The sequence below is a fragment of the Pseudonocardia xinjiangensis genome, from assembly GCF_050948425.1.
Lineage (GTDB): Bacteria > Actinomycetota > Actinomycetes > Mycobacteriales > Pseudonocardiaceae > Pseudonocardia > Pseudonocardia xinjiangensis.
Genome location: NZ_CP192009.1, coordinates 5,217,403 through 5,232,487, shown reverse-complemented (window position 1 = coordinate 5,232,487; position 15,085 = coordinate 5,217,403). Strand labels below are relative to the sequence as shown.

At 68.9% G+C, this 15,085-nt stretch carries 18 protein-coding genes, 1 pseudogene and 1 riboswitch; of the genes and pseudogenes, 12 read left to right on the top strand and 7 right to left on the bottom strand.

Annotated features, from left to right (window positions below; genetic code table 11):
- Positions 1-34 precede the first annotated feature (34 nt).
- The 7 genes and pseudogenes from ACQPZA_RS24795 to ACQPZA_RS24765 all read left to right on the top strand — a co-directional run.
- Positions 35-1,285 (top strand): annotated as a pseudogene (locus ACQPZA_RS24795) (beta-propeller fold lactonase family protein); the annotation flags it as partial.
- 55 nt (positions 1,286-1,340) lie between these two features.
- Positions 1,341-1,643 carry an urease subunit gamma gene (locus ACQPZA_RS24790; RefSeq protein ID WP_169398838.1) on the top strand — a complete coding sequence of 101 codons (303 nt, stop codon included), beginning with the start codon at positions 1,341-1,343 and terminating at the stop codon, positions 1,641-1,643.
- A 9-nt stretch (positions 1,644-1,652) separates the two neighbouring features.
- Positions 1,653-2,033, top strand: coding sequence for an urease subunit beta (gene ureB, locus ACQPZA_RS24785; protein WP_433274211.1), 381 nt, complete (start codon positions 1,653-1,655; stop codon positions 2,031-2,033).
- Entirely contained in the window at positions 2,030-3,748 is a 1,719-nt protein-coding gene (ureC, locus tag ACQPZA_RS24780) for an urease subunit alpha (RefSeq protein ID WP_433274209.1), read from the top strand. Before ureB ends, ureC begins: the two co-directional genes overlap by 4 nt.
- Positions 3,749-3,782: 34 nt before the next feature.
- Complete coding sequence (locus ACQPZA_RS24775; RefSeq protein WP_433274207.1) at positions 3,783-4,487, top strand: urease accessory protein UreF; 705 nt, start codon at positions 3,783-3,785, stop codon at positions 4,485-4,487.
- A 17-nt stretch (positions 4,488-4,504) separates the two neighbouring features.
- Positions 4,505-5,200, top strand: coding sequence for an urease accessory protein UreG (ureG, locus tag ACQPZA_RS24770; RefSeq protein WP_433274205.1), 696 nt, complete (start codon positions 4,505-4,507; stop codon positions 5,198-5,200).
- Positions 5,197-6,135: an urease accessory protein UreD gene (locus ACQPZA_RS24765; RefSeq protein WP_433274203.1), complete on the top strand. Its 939-nt coding sequence runs from the start codon at positions 5,197-5,199 to the stop codon at positions 6,133-6,135. The genes ureG and ACQPZA_RS24765 overlap by 4 nt, the downstream gene beginning before the upstream one ends.
- Positions 6,136-6,162: 27 nt before the next feature.
- On the opposite strand, the gene ACQPZA_RS24760 is transcribed toward ACQPZA_RS24765, so the two are convergent.
- The 3 genes from ACQPZA_RS24760 to ACQPZA_RS24750 are packed head-to-tail and all read right to left on the bottom strand — an operon-like array spanning position 6,163 to position 7,744.
- Complete coding sequence (locus ACQPZA_RS24760; RefSeq protein ID WP_169398817.1) at positions 6,163-6,426, bottom strand: DUF6510 family protein; 264 nt, start codon at positions 6,424-6,426, stop codon at positions 6,163-6,165.
- Positions 6,423-7,172, bottom strand: a complete 750-nt coding sequence (locus tag ACQPZA_RS24755) for a ferredoxin reductase (RefSeq protein WP_433274200.1) — start codon at positions 7,170-7,172, stop codon at positions 6,423-6,425. The genes ACQPZA_RS24760 and ACQPZA_RS24755 overlap by 4 nt, the downstream gene beginning before the upstream one ends.
- On the bottom strand, positions 7,142-7,744 hold the full coding sequence (locus ACQPZA_RS24750; RefSeq protein WP_433274198.1) for a sulfite oxidase-like oxidoreductase: 603 nt from the start codon (positions 7,742-7,744) through the stop codon (positions 7,142-7,144). Before ACQPZA_RS24750 ends, ACQPZA_RS24755 begins: the two co-directional genes overlap by 31 nt.
- A gap of 206 nt (positions 7,745-7,950) precedes the next feature.
- Here ACQPZA_RS24750 and ACQPZA_RS24745 point away from each other — a divergent pair, with 206 nt between their 5' ends.
- The 3 genes from ACQPZA_RS24745 (at position 7,951) to ACQPZA_RS24735 (ending at position 9,750) form a co-directional block, all read left to right on the top strand.
- Positions 7,951-8,658 (top strand): SDR family NAD(P)-dependent oxidoreductase, encoded by a 708-nt coding sequence (locus ACQPZA_RS24745; RefSeq protein WP_433274196.1) that lies wholly within the window; start codon positions 7,951-7,953, stop codon positions 8,656-8,658.
- A gap of 47 nt (positions 8,659-8,705) precedes the next feature.
- Entirely contained in the window at positions 8,706-9,308 is a 603-nt protein-coding gene (locus ACQPZA_RS24740; protein ID WP_433274194.1) for a TetR family transcriptional regulator, read from the top strand.
- Positions 9,309-9,364: 56 nt separating this feature from the next.
- Positions 9,365-9,426: riboswitch (guanidine-III (ykkC-III) riboswitch) on the top strand.
- Positions 9,427-9,435: 9 nt separating this feature from the next.
- A complete protein-coding gene (locus tag ACQPZA_RS24735) occupies positions 9,436-9,750 on the top strand; it encodes a DMT family transporter (RefSeq protein WP_169398822.1) in 315 nt (104 codons plus the stop codon).
- A 181-nt stretch (positions 9,751-9,931) separates the two neighbouring features.
- Here ACQPZA_RS24735 and ACQPZA_RS24730 read toward each other — a convergent pair whose 3' ends face one another.
- Complete coding sequence (locus ACQPZA_RS24730) at positions 9,932-10,312, bottom strand: PIN domain-containing protein (protein ID WP_169398823.1); 381 nt, start codon at positions 10,310-10,312, stop codon at positions 9,932-9,934.
- Positions 10,309-10,557, bottom strand: a complete 249-nt coding sequence (locus tag ACQPZA_RS24725) for a type II toxin-antitoxin system Phd/YefM family antitoxin (protein ID WP_169398824.1) — start codon at positions 10,555-10,557, stop codon at positions 10,309-10,311. Before ACQPZA_RS24725 ends, ACQPZA_RS24730 begins: the two co-directional genes overlap by 4 nt.
- Before the next feature lie 537 nt (positions 10,558-11,094).
- On the opposite strand from ACQPZA_RS24725, the gene ACQPZA_RS24720 reads away from it, so the two are divergent.
- Positions 11,095-11,439 carry a hypothetical protein gene (locus ACQPZA_RS24720; protein WP_433274191.1) on the top strand — a complete coding sequence of 115 codons (345 nt, stop codon included), beginning with the start codon at positions 11,095-11,097 and terminating at the stop codon, positions 11,437-11,439.
- Here the strand turns inward: ACQPZA_RS24720 and ACQPZA_RS24715 are convergent.
- Positions 11,394-12,353, bottom strand: a complete 960-nt coding sequence (locus tag ACQPZA_RS24715; protein WP_169398826.1) for a cold-shock protein — start codon at positions 12,351-12,353, stop codon at positions 11,394-11,396. The two genes, ACQPZA_RS24720 and ACQPZA_RS24715, sit on opposite strands and share 46 nt — an antisense overlap.
- Before the next feature lie 643 nt (positions 12,354-12,996).
- Entirely contained in the window at positions 12,997-14,421 is a 1,425-nt protein-coding gene (glnA, locus tag ACQPZA_RS24710) for a type I glutamate--ammonia ligase (RefSeq protein WP_169398827.1), read from the bottom strand.
- Between the two features lie 156 nt (positions 14,422-14,577).
- On the opposite strand from glnA, the gene ACQPZA_RS24705 reads away from it, so the two are divergent.
- Positions 14,578-15,051, top strand: coding sequence for an RDD family protein (locus ACQPZA_RS24705; RefSeq protein ID WP_169398828.1), 474 nt, complete (start codon positions 14,578-14,580; stop codon positions 15,049-15,051).
- Positions 15,052-15,085 lie beyond the last annotated feature (34 nt).

Below are 15,085 nucleotides of genomic sequence, written 5' to 3'. Positions count from 1 at the left end.
ACGCCGAGGAACGCTCCGTGCCGAAGAACGGGAAACGGAGAGGCATATGGAGCACGGCATGCACGCCACCGGTCACGTGTACATCCAGACCAACGAGGTCGAGAACGCCGTCATCCACTACGCGCGTGCTTCGGACGGCTCGATCGTCGAGGTGGAGCGCATCCCCACCGGGGGAGCGGGTTCCGGGTTGTACAAGCCGATCAGTGGGCAGGAGAGCGCGCCCAACGCCTTCGAGGCGGCCGGCAGCGTGATCGTCACGGCGGACAAGCGGTTCCTGTTCACCACCAACGGTGGTGACAACTCGGTCTCGAGCTTCGGCGTCGGCGAGGACGGCAAGCTGACGCTGCTGGACGTCAAGCGGACCGGGAACATCGTCACCGGCAGGAGCGGCACCGCGAAGTCGCTGGCGTACTCGGCGGCGAGCGGCACGCTGTTCGTGCTGCACTCCTTCGGCCCCGACCACGTCCGCCTGATGTCGGTGAGCAGCGAGGGCAAGCTCAAAGCCCGGCCGGAGGGCTACACCGTGAACACCCCGGACAAGCCGCTGCGGGTGTCCACGATGGTCGTGCTGTCCCCGGACGAGAAGTTCCTGGTCGTCGGCACCACGTTCGACCAACCGGCCGCGGCCAATCCGGACGGCTCCCCGATCCTCTGGGCGGACCAGCCCGACGGCACGAAGAAGTCCGTGGCGTCCAACGCTCCCGACCCGGACGGCATCGTCGTCTTCCCGGTGCAGGCGAACGGCTCGCTGGGAGAGGGCCTGTTCCAGGACGGTGGTGGCGCATCGCCGTTCTACCCCGCGTTCCTGCACCACCGGCCGGATCGCCTCGTGATCGGTTACGCCGTCGCCGACGGCATCGCACTGGCGACGTTCGACGAGCGCGGTGAGCTCGGCACCGGCCCGGTGGTGAAGATCGACACCGGCGGGGGGCTGCCGTCCGAGCTGTGCTGGCTGGCGGTGTCGCCGGACGACCAGTGGGTCTTCGCCACGAACTTCGGCTACAGCCACATCAGCAGCTTCCGCATCGACGGCGACGTGATCTCACTGGTCCACCATTCCGCGTGCGAGAAGGTGCCTGGTGACGGGACGTTCCGGGCGCTCAACGGGACGGTCAGCAGTGGCCCGAACGACAACTGGATCACCCCGGACGGTGGTTACCTGTACCAGATCTACGCCAACGCCTCGACGCTCATCGGGTACGCGGTCCAGCCGGATGGCTCGCTCACCGAGGTCACCAGTGCGGAGATCCCCTACAACAGCCCGCAGGGGCTGGCCGGGTTCTGACATGACGGTGCACAGCGGCTCCGGAGAACCACGTATCGAGACCTCGCTGTCGTCCTTGATGCTCAGCCCCCGGGAAACCGAGAAGCTGGTGATCTACCAGGTCGCCGAGCTGGCGCGCAGGCGGAGAGATCGCGGTCTCAAGCTGAATCTTCCCGAGTCGATCGCTCTGATCACCGAAGCCTTGCTGGAAGCGGCTCGGGACGGCAAGTCCGTCGCCGAGGCGACCGAGCTCGGCAAGCAGGTGGTGAGCCGGGACGACGTGCTGCCCGGTGTGCCGGAGATGGTGAACGTGGTCCAGGTCGAGGCCACTTTCCGTACGGGCACGCAACTGTTGGCCGTGGCCAACCCGATTCCCTAGGGGCTGACGATGATTCCGGGTGAGTGGTTGCTCGACGACGCCCCGATCGAGATCAACATCGGGCGATGCACCCTGCGCGTCTCGGTGCGCAACACCGGTGACCGGCCGATCCAGGTCGGCTCCCACTTCCATTTCTTCGAGGTGAACCGGGTGCTGGACTTCCGCCGGGCGGCGACGCTGGGCATGCGCCTGGACGTGCCGTCGGGCCAGTCGATCCGTTTCGAACCCGGTGACGAGCGCGACGTCGACCTGGTCGAGTTCGGCGGTGCCGGTCGGGTGATCGGGTTCAACGGCCTGCTCGACGGTGGCATGTCGGCCCGATGGACGTCGAGTCGGGCCTTGGTCCGGGCCGCCGAACTGGGGTTCTCCGGAATGGACGATCGACCATGAGCTCGGTCCCGAGACGGCAGTACGCGTCGCTCTACGGTCCGACAGCGGGCGACCGGTTCCGGCTGGCCGACACCGAGCTGATCGCCCGGGTCGACAGCACCCGCATCCTGCCCGGTGAGGAGGCGGTCTACGGCGGTGGCAAGTCGATCCGCGACGGCATGGCGCAAGCACCCGGACTGCGCAACGCCGACGGCGTGCTGGACCTGGTGATCACCTCGGTCGTCGTCATGGATGCGGTGGTGGGGATCCTCAAGGCCGACATCGGGGTGAAGGACGGGCGGATCGTCGGTGTCGGCCAGGCCGGCAACCCGTACGTGCAGGACGGGGTGTCCGCGAACCTCGTCATCGGGCCCGGTACGGAGGTGATCTCCGGCGAGGGTCTCGTCGCCACCGCTGGTGCGATCGACTCCCACGTGCACTTCCTGACGCCGGCACAGGTTCCGCACGCCCTGTCGAGCGGGGTGACCACCCTGCTGGGCGGCGGCACCGGTCCCGCCGACGGCTCCAAGGGCACGACGTGCACACCCGGCCCGTGGAACATGGCGAGGATGCTGGAGGCGACCGCGACCCTCCCGGTCAACGTCGGCTTGATGGGCAAGGGCAACAGCAGCCGGCCGGAGGGCCTGCGTGAGCAGGTGGAGGCCGGCGTCTGCGGGTTGAAGGTGCACGAGGACTGGGGCGCCACACCGGCCGCGCTCGACTGCGCGCTCGAGGTGGCCGACGAGTACGACGTGCAGGTGGCGTTGCACGCGGACACCCTCAACGAGAGCGGGTACCTCGCGGACACGCTCGACGCGATCGACGGGCGGACGATCCACAGCTACCACACCGAGGGCGCAGGCGGCGGCCACGCTCCGGACATGATGGCCATCGCGTCGTTGCCGAACGTGCTTCCGTCCTCGACCAATCCCACGCGTCCCTACACCACGGACACGACGGACAACCTGTTCTACATGACGATCGTGACGCACCATCTGAATCCGGACAATCCGGAGGACGTGGCGTTCGCCCAGTCCCGGATCCGCGCCGAGACCGAGGCGGCCGAGGACGTGCTGCACGACATGGGCGTGCTGAGCATGTACTCGTCGGACTCGCAGGCCATGGGTCGCGTCGGTGACACCGTCGCGACCTGCTGGCGCACCGCGGACAAGATGAAGAAGCTGACCGGCAGCCTGCCAGGGGAAGCGGCTGGTGACGACAACCAGCGGATCCTGCGCTACCTGGCGAAACTGACGATCAACCCGGCACTGACGCACGGCATCGGTCACCTCGTCGGCTCGCTGGAGCCGGGCAAGCTCGCCGACATCGTGCTGTGGCCGACCAACATGTTCGGCGTCAAGCCGAAATGCGTGATCAAGGGCGGCATGATCGCCTGGTCGGTGATGGGCGACGCGAACGCGTCGATCCCGACCCCGGAACCCGTGTTGCTCCAACCGATGTTCGGCGGGTTGGGAAAGGCGGCCGGGCGTACGTCCGTGACGTTCGTTTCGCAAGCGGCCGCGGAGGCCCGGGTGATGGAGCGGCTCGGGATCGACAGGTGGACGGAAGCGGTGCGCGGGTGCCGCACGGTCGGCAAGGCGCAGATGGTGCGCAACGACCTGACCCCTGACATCTCCGTCGACACCGAGACCTACCAGGTCACCGTGGACGGTCAGCCGGCCGTCGTGCCTGCTGCCGGCGAGGTGTCGATGTCACAGCTGTACTACATCGTCTGATGCCGGGCCATCCGCGGCAGGTGCGAGGTTCCGAATGTTGACGGGATTCCTCTCCGTTCTGCAGCTGAGCGACTCGGCGTTCCCCAGCGGCCGCTACACGCTGTCCTCCGGTCTGGAGACGCTGGCGCAGACCGGTCGGGTGGCGACGCCCGGCGACCCCGCGCTGCTGTCGGCCCTGCTGCGTGACCACCTGCGGCTCGCCGTCGCGCCGTCGGACGGTATCGGGCTGGTGTGTGCGCACCGCGCCACGGCGACCCCGGACTCCCTCGATCTGGAGCTGGTCACGAGCGCCGACGAACGGTTGACCGCGGTGAAGCTCTCACGCGAGGCCAGGGAGACCTCGACGCGCACGGGGCGGGCCCTGCTGCGCGTCGCGACGTCCGCCTTCGGCGCCGGGGCGGTGTCGCACTACGCGAGGCACGTCGAGAGTGGGCGCTCGCCGGGCAACCACGCCGTGGTTCTCGGTGTCGTGAGCGCATGCCTCGGCGTGCCGCGTCCGGAGTCGGTGGCCGGTGAGCTGTTCGCGTTCTCCGCCAACTGGGTCGCGGCCGCGGTGCGGCTCGCAGTGACCGACCACAGCACTGCTCAGGCCGTGCTGCACGAGGTGCGCCCCGTCATGGCCGAGGCGGCATTGCAGGTCGTTGACAAGGACGTTCCCGATATCGCCAGTTGCACGCCGCTGCTGGACGTCATGGCGATGCTGCACGAGGAATCCGAACTCCGGCTGTTCGCCAGCTGAGGAATGGGACACGCGACATGGAGCCACCTACCCACACGCACGACCACGGCCCGACGTCCCGGTTCGCCGACGTCCGGGCTCCGGGCATCGCGAGGATCGGCATCGGGGGGCCGGTCGGTTCGGGTAAGACGGCGCTGATCGAGGAGCTGGTCCCACTGCTCATCGCCGCCGGACACAGCCCGCTGGTCGTCACCAACGACATCTTCACCAGCGAGGACGCCCAGCACGTGCGACGCACGCTCGCCGGTGTACTCGCGCCGGAGCGGGTCGTGGGGGTGGAGACCGGCTCCTGCCCGCACACGGCGGTGCGGGACGACCCGAGCATGAACCTCGACGCGGTCACCGAACTGACCCATCGCTTCACCGATGCGGACGTCGTGCTCGTCGAGTCGGGCGGCGACAACCTGACGCTGACGTTCAGCTCGGCCCTCGCCGACTACTTCATCTTCGTGATCGACGTCGCCCAGGGTGACAAGATCCCGCGCAAGCGTGGCCCCGGGGTGACCCACTCCGATCTCCTGGTGATCAACAAGGTGGACCTGGCCGACTTCGTCCGGTCGGACCTGTCGGTGATGGACCGGGACGCCCGCGCTGTGCGTGCCGGTCGGCCCTTCGTCTTCACCAACTGCTTCACCGGCGACGGGCTCGCCGAGGTCATGGACCGGATCGGTGCGGTCATCGGCCGGTTCGCTCCCACCGCCGGCCCGAGATGACCCGCCGGGACGACCTGGCGTGGTGCACGCCCACCGAGCTGCCCGAGGAACTGCTCACGTTCGGCGGCACGGTCCGGGACGGGCTGGCGGTCGGGGCCCCGGGGAAGACGGGAGTGCTCGACCTGGCGCTGGCCCCGCGCGCGGGGAGCACGAAGGTGATCCGGCAGTACCAGCGGGCACCGCTGCACATCTACCGGCCGATCTACCTGGACCCCGGCCGGCCCGACATGGCGTTCGTCTTCCTGCAGCAGCAAGGCGACGGGATCGTCCAGGGCGACCGGTGCCGGGTGGACATCGACTGCGAGCCCGGCTCCGCTGTCCACGTCACGACCCAGGCCTCGACCAAGGTCTTCGCCGCCCGGGACAACTTCGCGACGCAGCTGATCAACCTCCGCGTCGGTGCCGGTGCCGTGCTGGAGTACCTGCCCGATCCCGTCGTGCCGTTTCGCGGGTCGCGGCTGTTCCAGCGGACGTCCCTCGCGGCAGCGGAGGACGCGACGGTCATCCTCGGTGAGATCCTCCTGCCCGGCAGGGTCGCGCACGACGAGGCACACGCGTACGACCTGTGCTGGACCGAGACCGAGGCCCGTGACCTCGACGGGAAGCTGCTGTTCGCCGACACGCTCCGGCTCCGGCCCGGCCAGGTGGGCGACCCGCGGTCGCCGGGCGTGCTCGGTGGCTACGACATCGTGGCCACGCTGTTCGTGATGTGCTCGCGGATGTCACCGCCCGATCTCGTCGCGCTGCTTCGTACCGCGCTCGCCGAGGTACCGGACGTGCTTGCCGGGGTCAGCGAGCTGCCTGCCGGGTGCGGGGCCGCTGTGCGCATGCTCGGGCACACGTCCACGGCGGTCCAGGCGGCGATGCGCACGGCCTGGAGCGGGGCGCGCACGTCCCTGGTCGGGGCCCCGGCCCCCGATCTCCGCAAGGGTTGAGCCGCGGCCGGCACACCGCAGGCGGCATCACACCGGGGTGGGTTGATCCAGCGCAGCGAAACCCGAGACGTCCACGCACGCGATCCCGCGGTTCTCCACGATGACCACCAGGACGCTCTCGCAGTTCGCGCAACGGCCCACGACGCCGGGCGCATCGAGGTAGACCCGCAGCTCCGCGAGGCGGCTGCTCTCCCCGCACGTCGCGCAGGTTCCGACGGCCGTCGTCATCTCCTTGCCGAACACCGAGCGCAGCGTGCCTGCGATCGCGTTGCCGTCCAACAGGCTCATCATGTCCCCGTCCCGCCGAAGCGTTCCGTTCTGATCAGGTCGGGCTCGTGCCCGAGCGTTACGAGTGCGTCCGCCGCCGTCTCGACGAATGCGGTCGGCCCGCAGACGTAGACGAGCGGACGGTCAGCAGGCGGCCACGCCACCAGGTCGATGAGTCCCCGGTCGATCCGGCCCCGGTACCCGTCCCAGCCACCGGGCTGCTCACGGGTGAGTGTGATGCGGATGTCGATCTCCGGGTACCCGGACATGCGGGTGAGCTCGTCGCGGTAGATGAGTGCCGACTGCGAACGGGCCGAATACAGCAGCCGTATCGGTGCTGCGCCACCTGCAGCCCGGTGGTGCCGCAACATCGAACGGAACGGCACGACGCCCGAGCCTCCTGCAACGAGCAGTACCGGACGTTCGCAGGTGGCCTCCCACACGAAGTAGCCGCCGATCGGACCCCGCACCTCGACCTGGTCGCCGATCCGGAGTTCGTCGACCAGGTAGGGCGACACCTCACCGTCGGCCAGCCGCTCGACGGTCAGCACGACGTTGCCGTCCTCCGGAGCCGAGGCGATCGAGTAGCTCCGCTGCGCTTGGTAGCCGTCGTCGGCGGTCAGGCGGACGTCAACGTGCTGGCCTGCTCGATGACCGTGCCAGTTGCACAGTGCAAGAGCGATGCTTCTGGTGTTCGGCGTCTCCTCGACGAGCTCGACCACCGTGCCCAGCTGCCACTTCAGTCGCCCGTGTATCGCTGTTCCCGCCATGGGTCTCCGTAGTTGTGGTAGCCGTAGCGTTCCCAGAAGCCCGGCTCGTCCTGGTTGCGGAGTTCGAGGCCACGCACCCACTTGGCGCTCTTCCAGAAGTACAGGTGGGGGACGAGCAGCCGGACCGGCCCGCCGTGCTCGGGGGCCAGCGGTGCGCCGTCGTAGGCGTATACCAACCACGCTCTTCCGTCCGAGATGTCGGCAAGCGGCATGTTCGTCGTGTAGCCACCGTCGCTGAAGGCAAGCACGTGGTGTGCCTGGGTCCGAGTTCTGCCGAGCAGCGTCTCGAGTGGGACACCGGTCCACGATGTGTCGAGCTTCGACCACTTCGTGACGCAGTGGATGTCGACGGTGATCGTCTCGCTCGGCAGGTTCCGGAACTCGTCCCACGTCCAGGTCCGGGGTCGGTCGACGGCGCCTCGGACCGTGAAGGTCCAGTCCGCTGGTGGTGTCTTCGGTGTCGGTCCGGCCGACAGCACCGGAAACCCCGACGTGACGTACTGGCCGGGCGGGACCCGTGCCGGATCGATGTCGGTGCGTCGTCTGCTGTGGAAGTTCGGCGACAGTGCCATCGCGCCTACCGGCAGGGTCGGACGCCGGTGGCCCGCTCCCGGCTCCTTGCTGAAATCTCCATGAGGGCACCCTGCTCCCCGGTGCGCCTCGTTCGCGCCCGTGAACTCCCCAGTCGGCTCCCCGGTCCCGAGGTAACTAACCGTTGACTGATTTAGCGGCCGGCACTACCGTTAAGTATACGGTTAGTTAGAAGTAGGGAGCTCCGATGTCCACCGTTCTCATCACCGGCTCGAACAAGGGCCTGGGCTACGAAGTCACCCGGCAGCTGGTGGCCGCGGGCCACACCGTGTACGCGGGCGCCCGCGACGCCGCGCGCGGCAGCACGGCCGCCGCCGAGCTCGGCGCGCGTTTCGTGCAGCTCGACGTGACCGACGACGCGTCCGTGGCGGCCGCGGCGAAGGCGATCGAGGCCGACGGCGGGCTGGACGTGCTGGTCAACAACGCCGGCGTCGAGCCGCGCACCGCCGACGGGGGGTTCGTCCCCGTCGCCGACGTCACCGCCGACTCGGTCCGCGCGGTGTTCGAGACCAACGTGTTCGGCCAGGTCCGGATGCTGCACGCGTTCCTGCCGCTGCTGGCGGAGTCCGCCGCCCCGGTCGTGGTCAACGTCAGCAGCGGCCTGTCGTTGACGCGCGACCTCGGGGACCCGGTGAACCCGGCACACTTCTACCCCGACATCGCCTACCCGTCGTCCAAGGCCGCGGTCAACATGCTGACGGTGCAGTACTCGAAGGCGTTCCCCGGCATCCGGATCAACGCCGTCGACCCCGGCTTCACCGCCACCGACCTCAACCACCACGCCGGCACGCAGACCGTCGAGCAGGGCGCTGAGGTCATCGTCCGGATGGCCCAGGTCGGGCCGGACGGCCCCACCGGTGGGTTCTTCGACGCCACGGGTCCGATCCCCTGGTGACCGGGCCCGCAACCCGCGTACCCGCTACTCCGGATGGAGTGAATCGAATGTCCGCGTCATCGGCAGAGCGCCGACCACGCCCCCGCGACGCCGAGGCGACCAAGGCGCTCCTGCTGCACGCCGCGACCGAGGAGTTCGCCGAGTACGGGCTGGCCGGGGCCCGGATCGACCGCATCGCGGACCGCGCGGGCGCCAACAAGCGGCTGATCTACGTGTACTTCGGCGACAAGGACCGGCTGTTCGACGCCGTGGTCGACGACCAGGCGCAGGCGGTCACCACGGCCGTGCCGCTGCAGGGCGGGGACCTGATCGCGTTCGCCGCGACCCGGTTCGACTACGTCCTGGCCCACCCCGAGGCCCGCCGCATCGCCGTCTGGCGCGCCTTCGAGCGCGCCGAGCCGACCGATACGGAGGTGGCCACCTACCGCGACCGGTTGGAGGCGGTCGCCGCGGCGCAGCGCGAGGGCCGGCTGCGCACCGACATCCCGGCGGCCGACCTGTTCGCGCTCGTCCTGCGCATGACCGAGAGCTGGCTCAGCGCGCCGGCGGCCCTGCGCGCGGCCGCAGGCGACGAACCGAACTCCGCCGACCGGCTGGACGAGCACCGGGCCGCACTCCTGGCCGCCGTGCGGAGCGTCGTCACGCCCTGATCAACCCTGACCAACACGGCATTTGTGCGACTCGACCGGTGCGTGACACGGTGCATGCAGAGCCCTTCGGGCTCCCGGACGAGGGTGCCGTACCCGGACAGCGACAAGACGGCACACCGGAGTTGTCATGTCTTGGCTGGTTCTCGTGCTGTCCGGTGTGCTCGAAGCAGTCTGGGCCACCGCCCTGGGCAGATCTCAGGGCTTCACCCGGCCGGTCCCGTCGGTGATCTTCGTCGTGGCCCTCATCGCCAGCATGGCCGGCCTCGCGTACGCCATGCGCGCTCTGCCTACCGGCACCTCCTACGCGGTGTGGGTGGGCATCGGGGCCGCTCTCACCGTCGTCCATGCGATGGTCACCGGAGCCGAGTCCACCTCGGCCCTGAAGATAGTCTTCCTCCTCATGATCATCGGTGGCGTGATCGGCCTGAAGGCGAGCCACTGACCACAGGACGACGAAGGCCCGGCGGCTCCCCCTGAGGGGAGGACCACCGGGCCGTCGTCGTCAGCCGGTCAGACGTCGTAGATCAGCACGCTACATGCTTCTGAACTGCGGATATGGAGATCAACAGGCTGTTCGTGGCGCATCTGTGGCGCACGAGAACCAGGCCAGGGCTCGCGGCGGGTCAAACGACCGCGATTGTGACGAGGTCTTCAAGACCTGCGAGATCCTTCGGATTGCGGGTGTAGATGGTGGCGTTGTGGGCGTGGGCGGTAGCGGCGATGAGCAGGTCCATCACGCGGGCGCGGGGTTGACGGCCGACGGCCGTGACGCGGGCGGCGAGCTGGGCGTAGCTGTCGGAGACGGCGTCGTCGACGGGCAGAGGGTCGAAGCGGCGCTGGATGGCGCTGAGCCTGAACAGGCGGGCGGCGCGCGCGTGCTCGGGTGCGACGAGGACGCCGAACTGCAGTTCGGCGATGCTGATGGTGCTGATCGCGAGCTCGCCGGGGATGGGGCTGACGTCGGTGTCGATCAGGATGCTGGTGTCGAGGATGCCGCGGCTCACGCGCGGGACCACGGGTCGACAGGGGCTTCGTCGAGGTGATCGCGGTCGTCAGCCCAGTTGGGATCGGTGGGTCCGGCGAACAGCGGCTCCAGGTCGACCCACTTGCGCCAAGTGCGCGGATTGACCGGGCCGAGCACGGCAGCTGGGCGTCCGGAAACGGTGATGGTCAGGTGTTCGCCTGCTTCGGCCCGGCGTACAAGATCGCTGGCGTTTTGCCGCATCTCGCGGAGTCCAACCTCATCCATGACTGCAACTGTAGCACTTGTGCGACAGGGGTGATAGTCGATCCTGCCATACCATTCTCGATTCGAGCGATGGTTGTTTCGCTCGGAATTCGATGGCGTGTTGCCGCGCTGGGGTACCGATGCAAAGCAGGACGTACCGGGTGATGGGCTGGCCGGCTCGATCTAGTGTTTGAGTTGTCGTGGCATCGACGACCTTGACCGGTGCTGGCAGGGTTCGGCGGATGTCGAGACCGGTCTATCGGCTCCGACCTCGGTATGGGCCGCACGGCATCCGAGGAGATCGAGGGCGTCGTGCAGGCCGATAAGCTGTCGCCGAGCCGCTGATGCGCGCTGGCGCCATGATGTGCATGTCCGATTCCGTCGTGAAGCACGACGCCCCGGCCTCGTGAGGAGACCCGTGCCGCGCCTGCTCGACCGTTCGATCCTCTATACCCTCACCCGCACGTGGTCGACGTGGTGGCTAATGGCGGTTCGCTGTTCTCGCCGCAGTCCGCGGTGTGAACGCCGGCGGCGTTGGAGTCGCTATACGAGCAGATCGTGACAACCCCCGACAACGGTTCGAGGGGGTTCCAGGACAAGCTGCTCGGCCAGGCACGCGCCGAGGGCCCGGAGGGGCAGCGGCTGGCTGCCGAGGCGCTGTACGTGTGGCAGATCAAGGACAGCCGCAGCTTGGCGGCGACGAAGCGCGGGCAGGTCCGGAAGCTGCTTGACGGGTTGCCAGTGTCATTCGGGCGCGAGGTGGAGGAAGGCTTCGGGTACGGCATGGCGGCCTACGGTCCGGGCAGACTGAGGAGCCTGCCGGACTACCTGTTCGTGCTGCGCCTGGCGGTTCGACTTCAGAGGCGTTCGACGCGGTCGGCCTGCGGGCCCCGGTCGCTCTGACGCACCGCGTACCGGACCCGGTCACCCTTCTCCAGCGGCCCCGACCCCATGACCACCGACACGTGGACGAAGAGATCGTCTCCGCCCGCGTCCGGGGTGATGAACCCGAAGCCGCGGTCGCCGTCGTAGCGCGCGACGACACCCTCACCGCCTCGTACGGGCACCTCCCGCGATACCGGCCCTACGGCTGGTGCCGACCGCTGCGGCGCCGTCTGGGGCTCGGCGCCCCGGACCAGGTGCACGTCGCGGGCCTGCGGACCCCTGTCCCCACTGGCCACCTCGTAGGCGATGCGGTCGCCCTCGGCGAGCCACGTCAGCCCCTCGGCCAGGGCCCGGGCGTGGACGAAGACGTCCCCGGCGCCGGAGTCGGGGTTGATGAAGCCGAAGCCCTTGTCCTCGTCGTACCAGGCCACCGTGCCATCAGCACCGTCGGTGCCGTCCGCGGTGCCCGTGGTGCTGGCCGCAGCGGGCAGGCCGGCCCCCGCTCCCAGCGGGATCACGTGCCCGGCCTGCGGGCCGCGCTCGCCCTCCACGACCAGGAACGCCACCCGCTGCCCCTCGATGAGCACGCCGCCGGTCACGATGGCGGAGCTGTGCACGAAGATGTCGGCGCCGCCGCCGTCGGGCGAGGCGAAGCCGTAGCCCTTGCCCGGCTCGTACCAGGTGACGGTGCCGAGCAGGCCCACGGCGCTGTCGGCGGCCGCGTCGGCGGTGACGCGAACGCGCAGCGCCTGGGGCCCGCGGTCGTTCTCGCCGACCTCGAACACGACGGCCTGGCCCTCACGGAGCACTGTCGCGCCGCCGTCCCCGACGATCTCGGAGGCGTGCACGAACACATCCGGCGAGCCGTCCTCGGGCGCGAGGAAGCCGAAACCCCGTTCGGTGTCGAACCAACGGACGGTCCCTTGCGGCATTGAAGGCTCCAGGTCGGGAGGGCGGGTACTGGCCCCAGTCTCCCCGACCGACCTCGCGGTCCGTCGGGCTGGGCCCACAGGCGGGCGGTGCGGGCCCGCGCGCTGGCGGAGACTCGGGCAGCAGGGGCTCGATCAATTCTCAGAGCCGGTTCTCGACCAGCCGCTGCTGCTCCATCGTGCTCACGACCGGGTCAGCGCCGGTATCGCCCAAACTCATACCGGAGCTGTTGGCAGGTGCGGGACCTGCTCGGGGGAGTACGCCGACGGCGCGTGCCGGGAGAAGGCCGCGTGCCGGACCTCCAGCAGGCGAGCGACGTCTGTCGGGAGGGCGCGACCGACGCGAAGCTCAGGCACGGCTGTCACCGACCACGACTCGGACGGACGGGGCAAACAGTGCGGAAACCATGATCATCCGGCGTCTCGTGGCGCGCGGCCATGATCAGCGGAGGCGGGACGGCGGGCGGTGACTGCCTCGGACTGCTGCTCACAGCGTCGCCAAGCCTTGGAAGACGATCTTCGTTCGTGGCGCGCCCGTGGCGCACGAGCACGAAAAACGGCGGTTGACACTGACAAGCGCCGGAAGGCGTCTTGCCAGGTCAACCGCCGTTTTGTCGCTGCCTAGATGGTCAGCGAAACGCCTGAATCAGACGTCGTAGTACAGCGCGAACTCGTACGGGTGCGGGCGCAGCCGCAGCGGGTCGATCTCGTTCTCCCGCTTGTACGAGATCCAGGTCTCGATCAGGTCGGGGGTGAAGACGCCGCCCTCGAGCAGGTACTCGTGGTCCTCCTCGAGCCGGTCGATGACCGCGCTCAGGCTGCCCGGGACCTGCGCGATGTCCTTGGCCTCCTCGGGCGGGAGCTCGTAGAGGTCCTTGTCGATCGGCGCGGCCGGCTCGATCTTGTTCTTGATGCCGTCCATGCCGGCCATCATCATCGCGGAGAACGCCAGGTACGGGTTGCCCGAGGAGTCGGGGCAGCGGAACTCCAGGCGCTTGGCCTTGGGGTTGTTGCCCGTGAGCGGGATCCGGATACAGGCCGACCGGTTGCGCGCCGAGTACACCAGGTTGACCGGAGCCTCGAAGCCCGGCACCAGGCGGTGGTAGGAGTTCACCGTGGGGTTGGTGAACGCCAGCAGGCTCGGGGCGTGGTGCAGCAGGCCGCCGATGTAGTAGCGGGCGGTGTCGGACAGGCCGCCGTAGCCGGACTCGTCGTGGAACAGCGGTTGGCCGTCCTTCCACAGCGACTGGTGGGCGTGCATGCCCGAGCCGTTGTCGCCGAAGAGCGGCTTCGGCATGAAGGTGGCCGTCTTGCCCGCCGCCCAGGCCGTGTTCTTGACGAGGTACTTGAACAGCATCACGTCGTCGGCCGCGTGGAGCAGCGTGTTGAACTTGTAGTTGATCTCGGCCTGGCCCGCGGTGCCCACCTCGTGGTGGCCACGCTCGACCTCGAAGCCGCTGGAGATCATGTGGGCGACGATGTCGTCACGCAGGTCGGCGTAGTGGTCCACGGGCGGCACGGGGAAGTACCCGCCCTTGAACGGCACCTTGTAGCCCTGGTTGCCACCGACCTCTTCACGGCCGGTGTTCCACCAGCCCTCGACGGAGTCGATGTGGTGGTACTGCTGGTGCGGGTCGGACCCGAAGCGCACCGAGTCGAAGATGTAGAACTCGGCCTCGGCACCGAAGAAGCAGGTGTCGGCCACGCCCGAGGCGCGCAGGTACTCCTCCGCCTTGCGCGCGACGTTGCGGGGGTCGCGGCTGTAGGGCTCCCCGGTGATCGGGTCGTGCACGAAGAAGTTGATGTTGAGCGTCTTGTGCTTGCGGAACGGGTCGAGCCGGGCCGTGGCGGCGTCCGCGAACAGCGCCATGTCGGACTCGTTGATGGCCTGGAAGCCGCGCACCGACGAGCCGTCGAACGCGATGCCGTCGTCCAGCAGGTCCTGCGTGAACGTGGCCGCGGGCACCGTGAGGTGCTGCATGACTCCCGGGAGGTCGCAGAACCTGATGTCGACGTACTCGACGCTCTCGTCCTTGATGAAGCTCAGAACCTCTTCGGAGTTGCTGAACACCCTCGATGACTCCTTCGAACGGCATGGGGGTCGAATGACCACTCTCGCTGGCGACGCTATGGGCGCGTTGTTGCCCAGCGGTCACTCGGCCGTTTCACGGAGGTTAACGGACTGGGCAAGCTGTCCCTCCGGTGTCGCGCCCCTACGCTAGACGCCATGGCGCGCTGGATCGAGTCCTGGATGCCCGGATCGAGCACGGGTCCACCCGGACGCGGCGCCGACGGCCATCCGGGCCAACGGTTCGGCCTGCCGGCCGAGGGGGTCAGCTCGGTGGCCGGGTTCGGCCGCCGGCTCGGCGCGTTACTGGTCGACTGGCTGCTGGGCTACCTGATCGCGCTGCTGGTCCTGGGCTCGGACGAGATCGGCGGACCGAACCTCTCGTGGGCGGTGCTCGGCATCTGGTTCCTGCTCACGGCCGTGCCGGTCGCGGTGTTCGGCGCGAGCGCGGGGATGACGCTCCTGGGCATCAGGGTCGCCTCGATCGACTCCGCCCCCGTGATCGGGATTCCGAGGGCGCTGCTGCGGACGGCCCTGATCGCGCTGGTGCTTCCCGCGGTCGCCCGTGACGGCGACGGGCGCGGCTGGCACGACCGGGCCGCGCGCACCATCGTCGTGCGCACCCGGGCTTGACCCTCCCCGTACAGGACACCGGAGCGTCGACGGC

Bases quoted from the DNA above. Each gene is read 5' to 3' on its own strand.
- ureB (WP_433274211.1), top strand. From the start codon at position 1,653: ATGATTCCGGGTGAGTGGTTGCTCGACGACGCCCCGATCGAGATCAAC.
- ureC (WP_433274209.1), top strand. From the start codon at position 2,030: ATGAGCTCGGTCCCGAGACGGCAGTACGCGTCGCTCTACGGTCCGACA.
- ACQPZA_RS24775 (WP_433274207.1), top strand. From the start codon at position 3,783: ATGTTGACGGGATTCCTCTCCGTTCTGCAGCTGAGCGACTCGGCGTTC.
- ureG (WP_433274205.1), top strand. From the start codon at position 4,505: ATGGAGCCACCTACCCACACGCACGACCACGGCCCGACGTCCCGGTTC.
- ACQPZA_RS24765 (WP_433274203.1), top strand. From the start codon at position 5,197: ATGACCCGCCGGGACGACCTGGCGTGGTGCACGCCCACCGAGCTGCCC.
- ACQPZA_RS24760 (WP_169398817.1), bottom strand. From the start codon at position 6,426: ATGATGAGCCTGTTGGACGGCAACGCGATCGCAGGCACGCTGCGCTCG.
- ACQPZA_RS24755 (WP_433274200.1), bottom strand. From the start codon at position 7,172: ATGGCGGGAACAGCGATACACGGGCGACTGAAGTGGCAGCTGGGCACG.
- ACQPZA_RS24750 (WP_433274198.1), bottom strand. From the start codon at position 7,744: ATGGCACTGTCGCCGAACTTCCACAGCAGACGACGCACCGACATCGAT.
- ACQPZA_RS24745 (WP_433274196.1), top strand. From the start codon at position 7,951: ATGTCCACCGTTCTCATCACCGGCTCGAACAAGGGCCTGGGCTACGAA.
- ACQPZA_RS24740 (WP_433274194.1), top strand. From the start codon at position 8,706: ATGTCCGCGTCATCGGCAGAGCGCCGACCACGCCCCCGCGACGCCGAG.
- ACQPZA_RS24735 (WP_169398822.1), top strand. From the start codon at position 9,436: ATGTCTTGGCTGGTTCTCGTGCTGTCCGGTGTGCTCGAAGCAGTCTGG.
- ACQPZA_RS24725 (WP_169398824.1), bottom strand. From the start codon at position 10,557: ATGGATGAGGTTGGACTCCGCGAGATGCGGCAAAACGCCAGCGATCTT.
- ACQPZA_RS24715 (WP_169398826.1), bottom strand. From the start codon at position 12,353: ATGCCGCAAGGGACCGTCCGTTGGTTCGACACCGAACGGGGTTTCGGC.
- ACQPZA_RS24705 (WP_169398828.1), top strand. From the start codon at position 14,578: ATGGCGCGCTGGATCGAGTCCTGGATGCCCGGATCGAGCACGGGTCCA.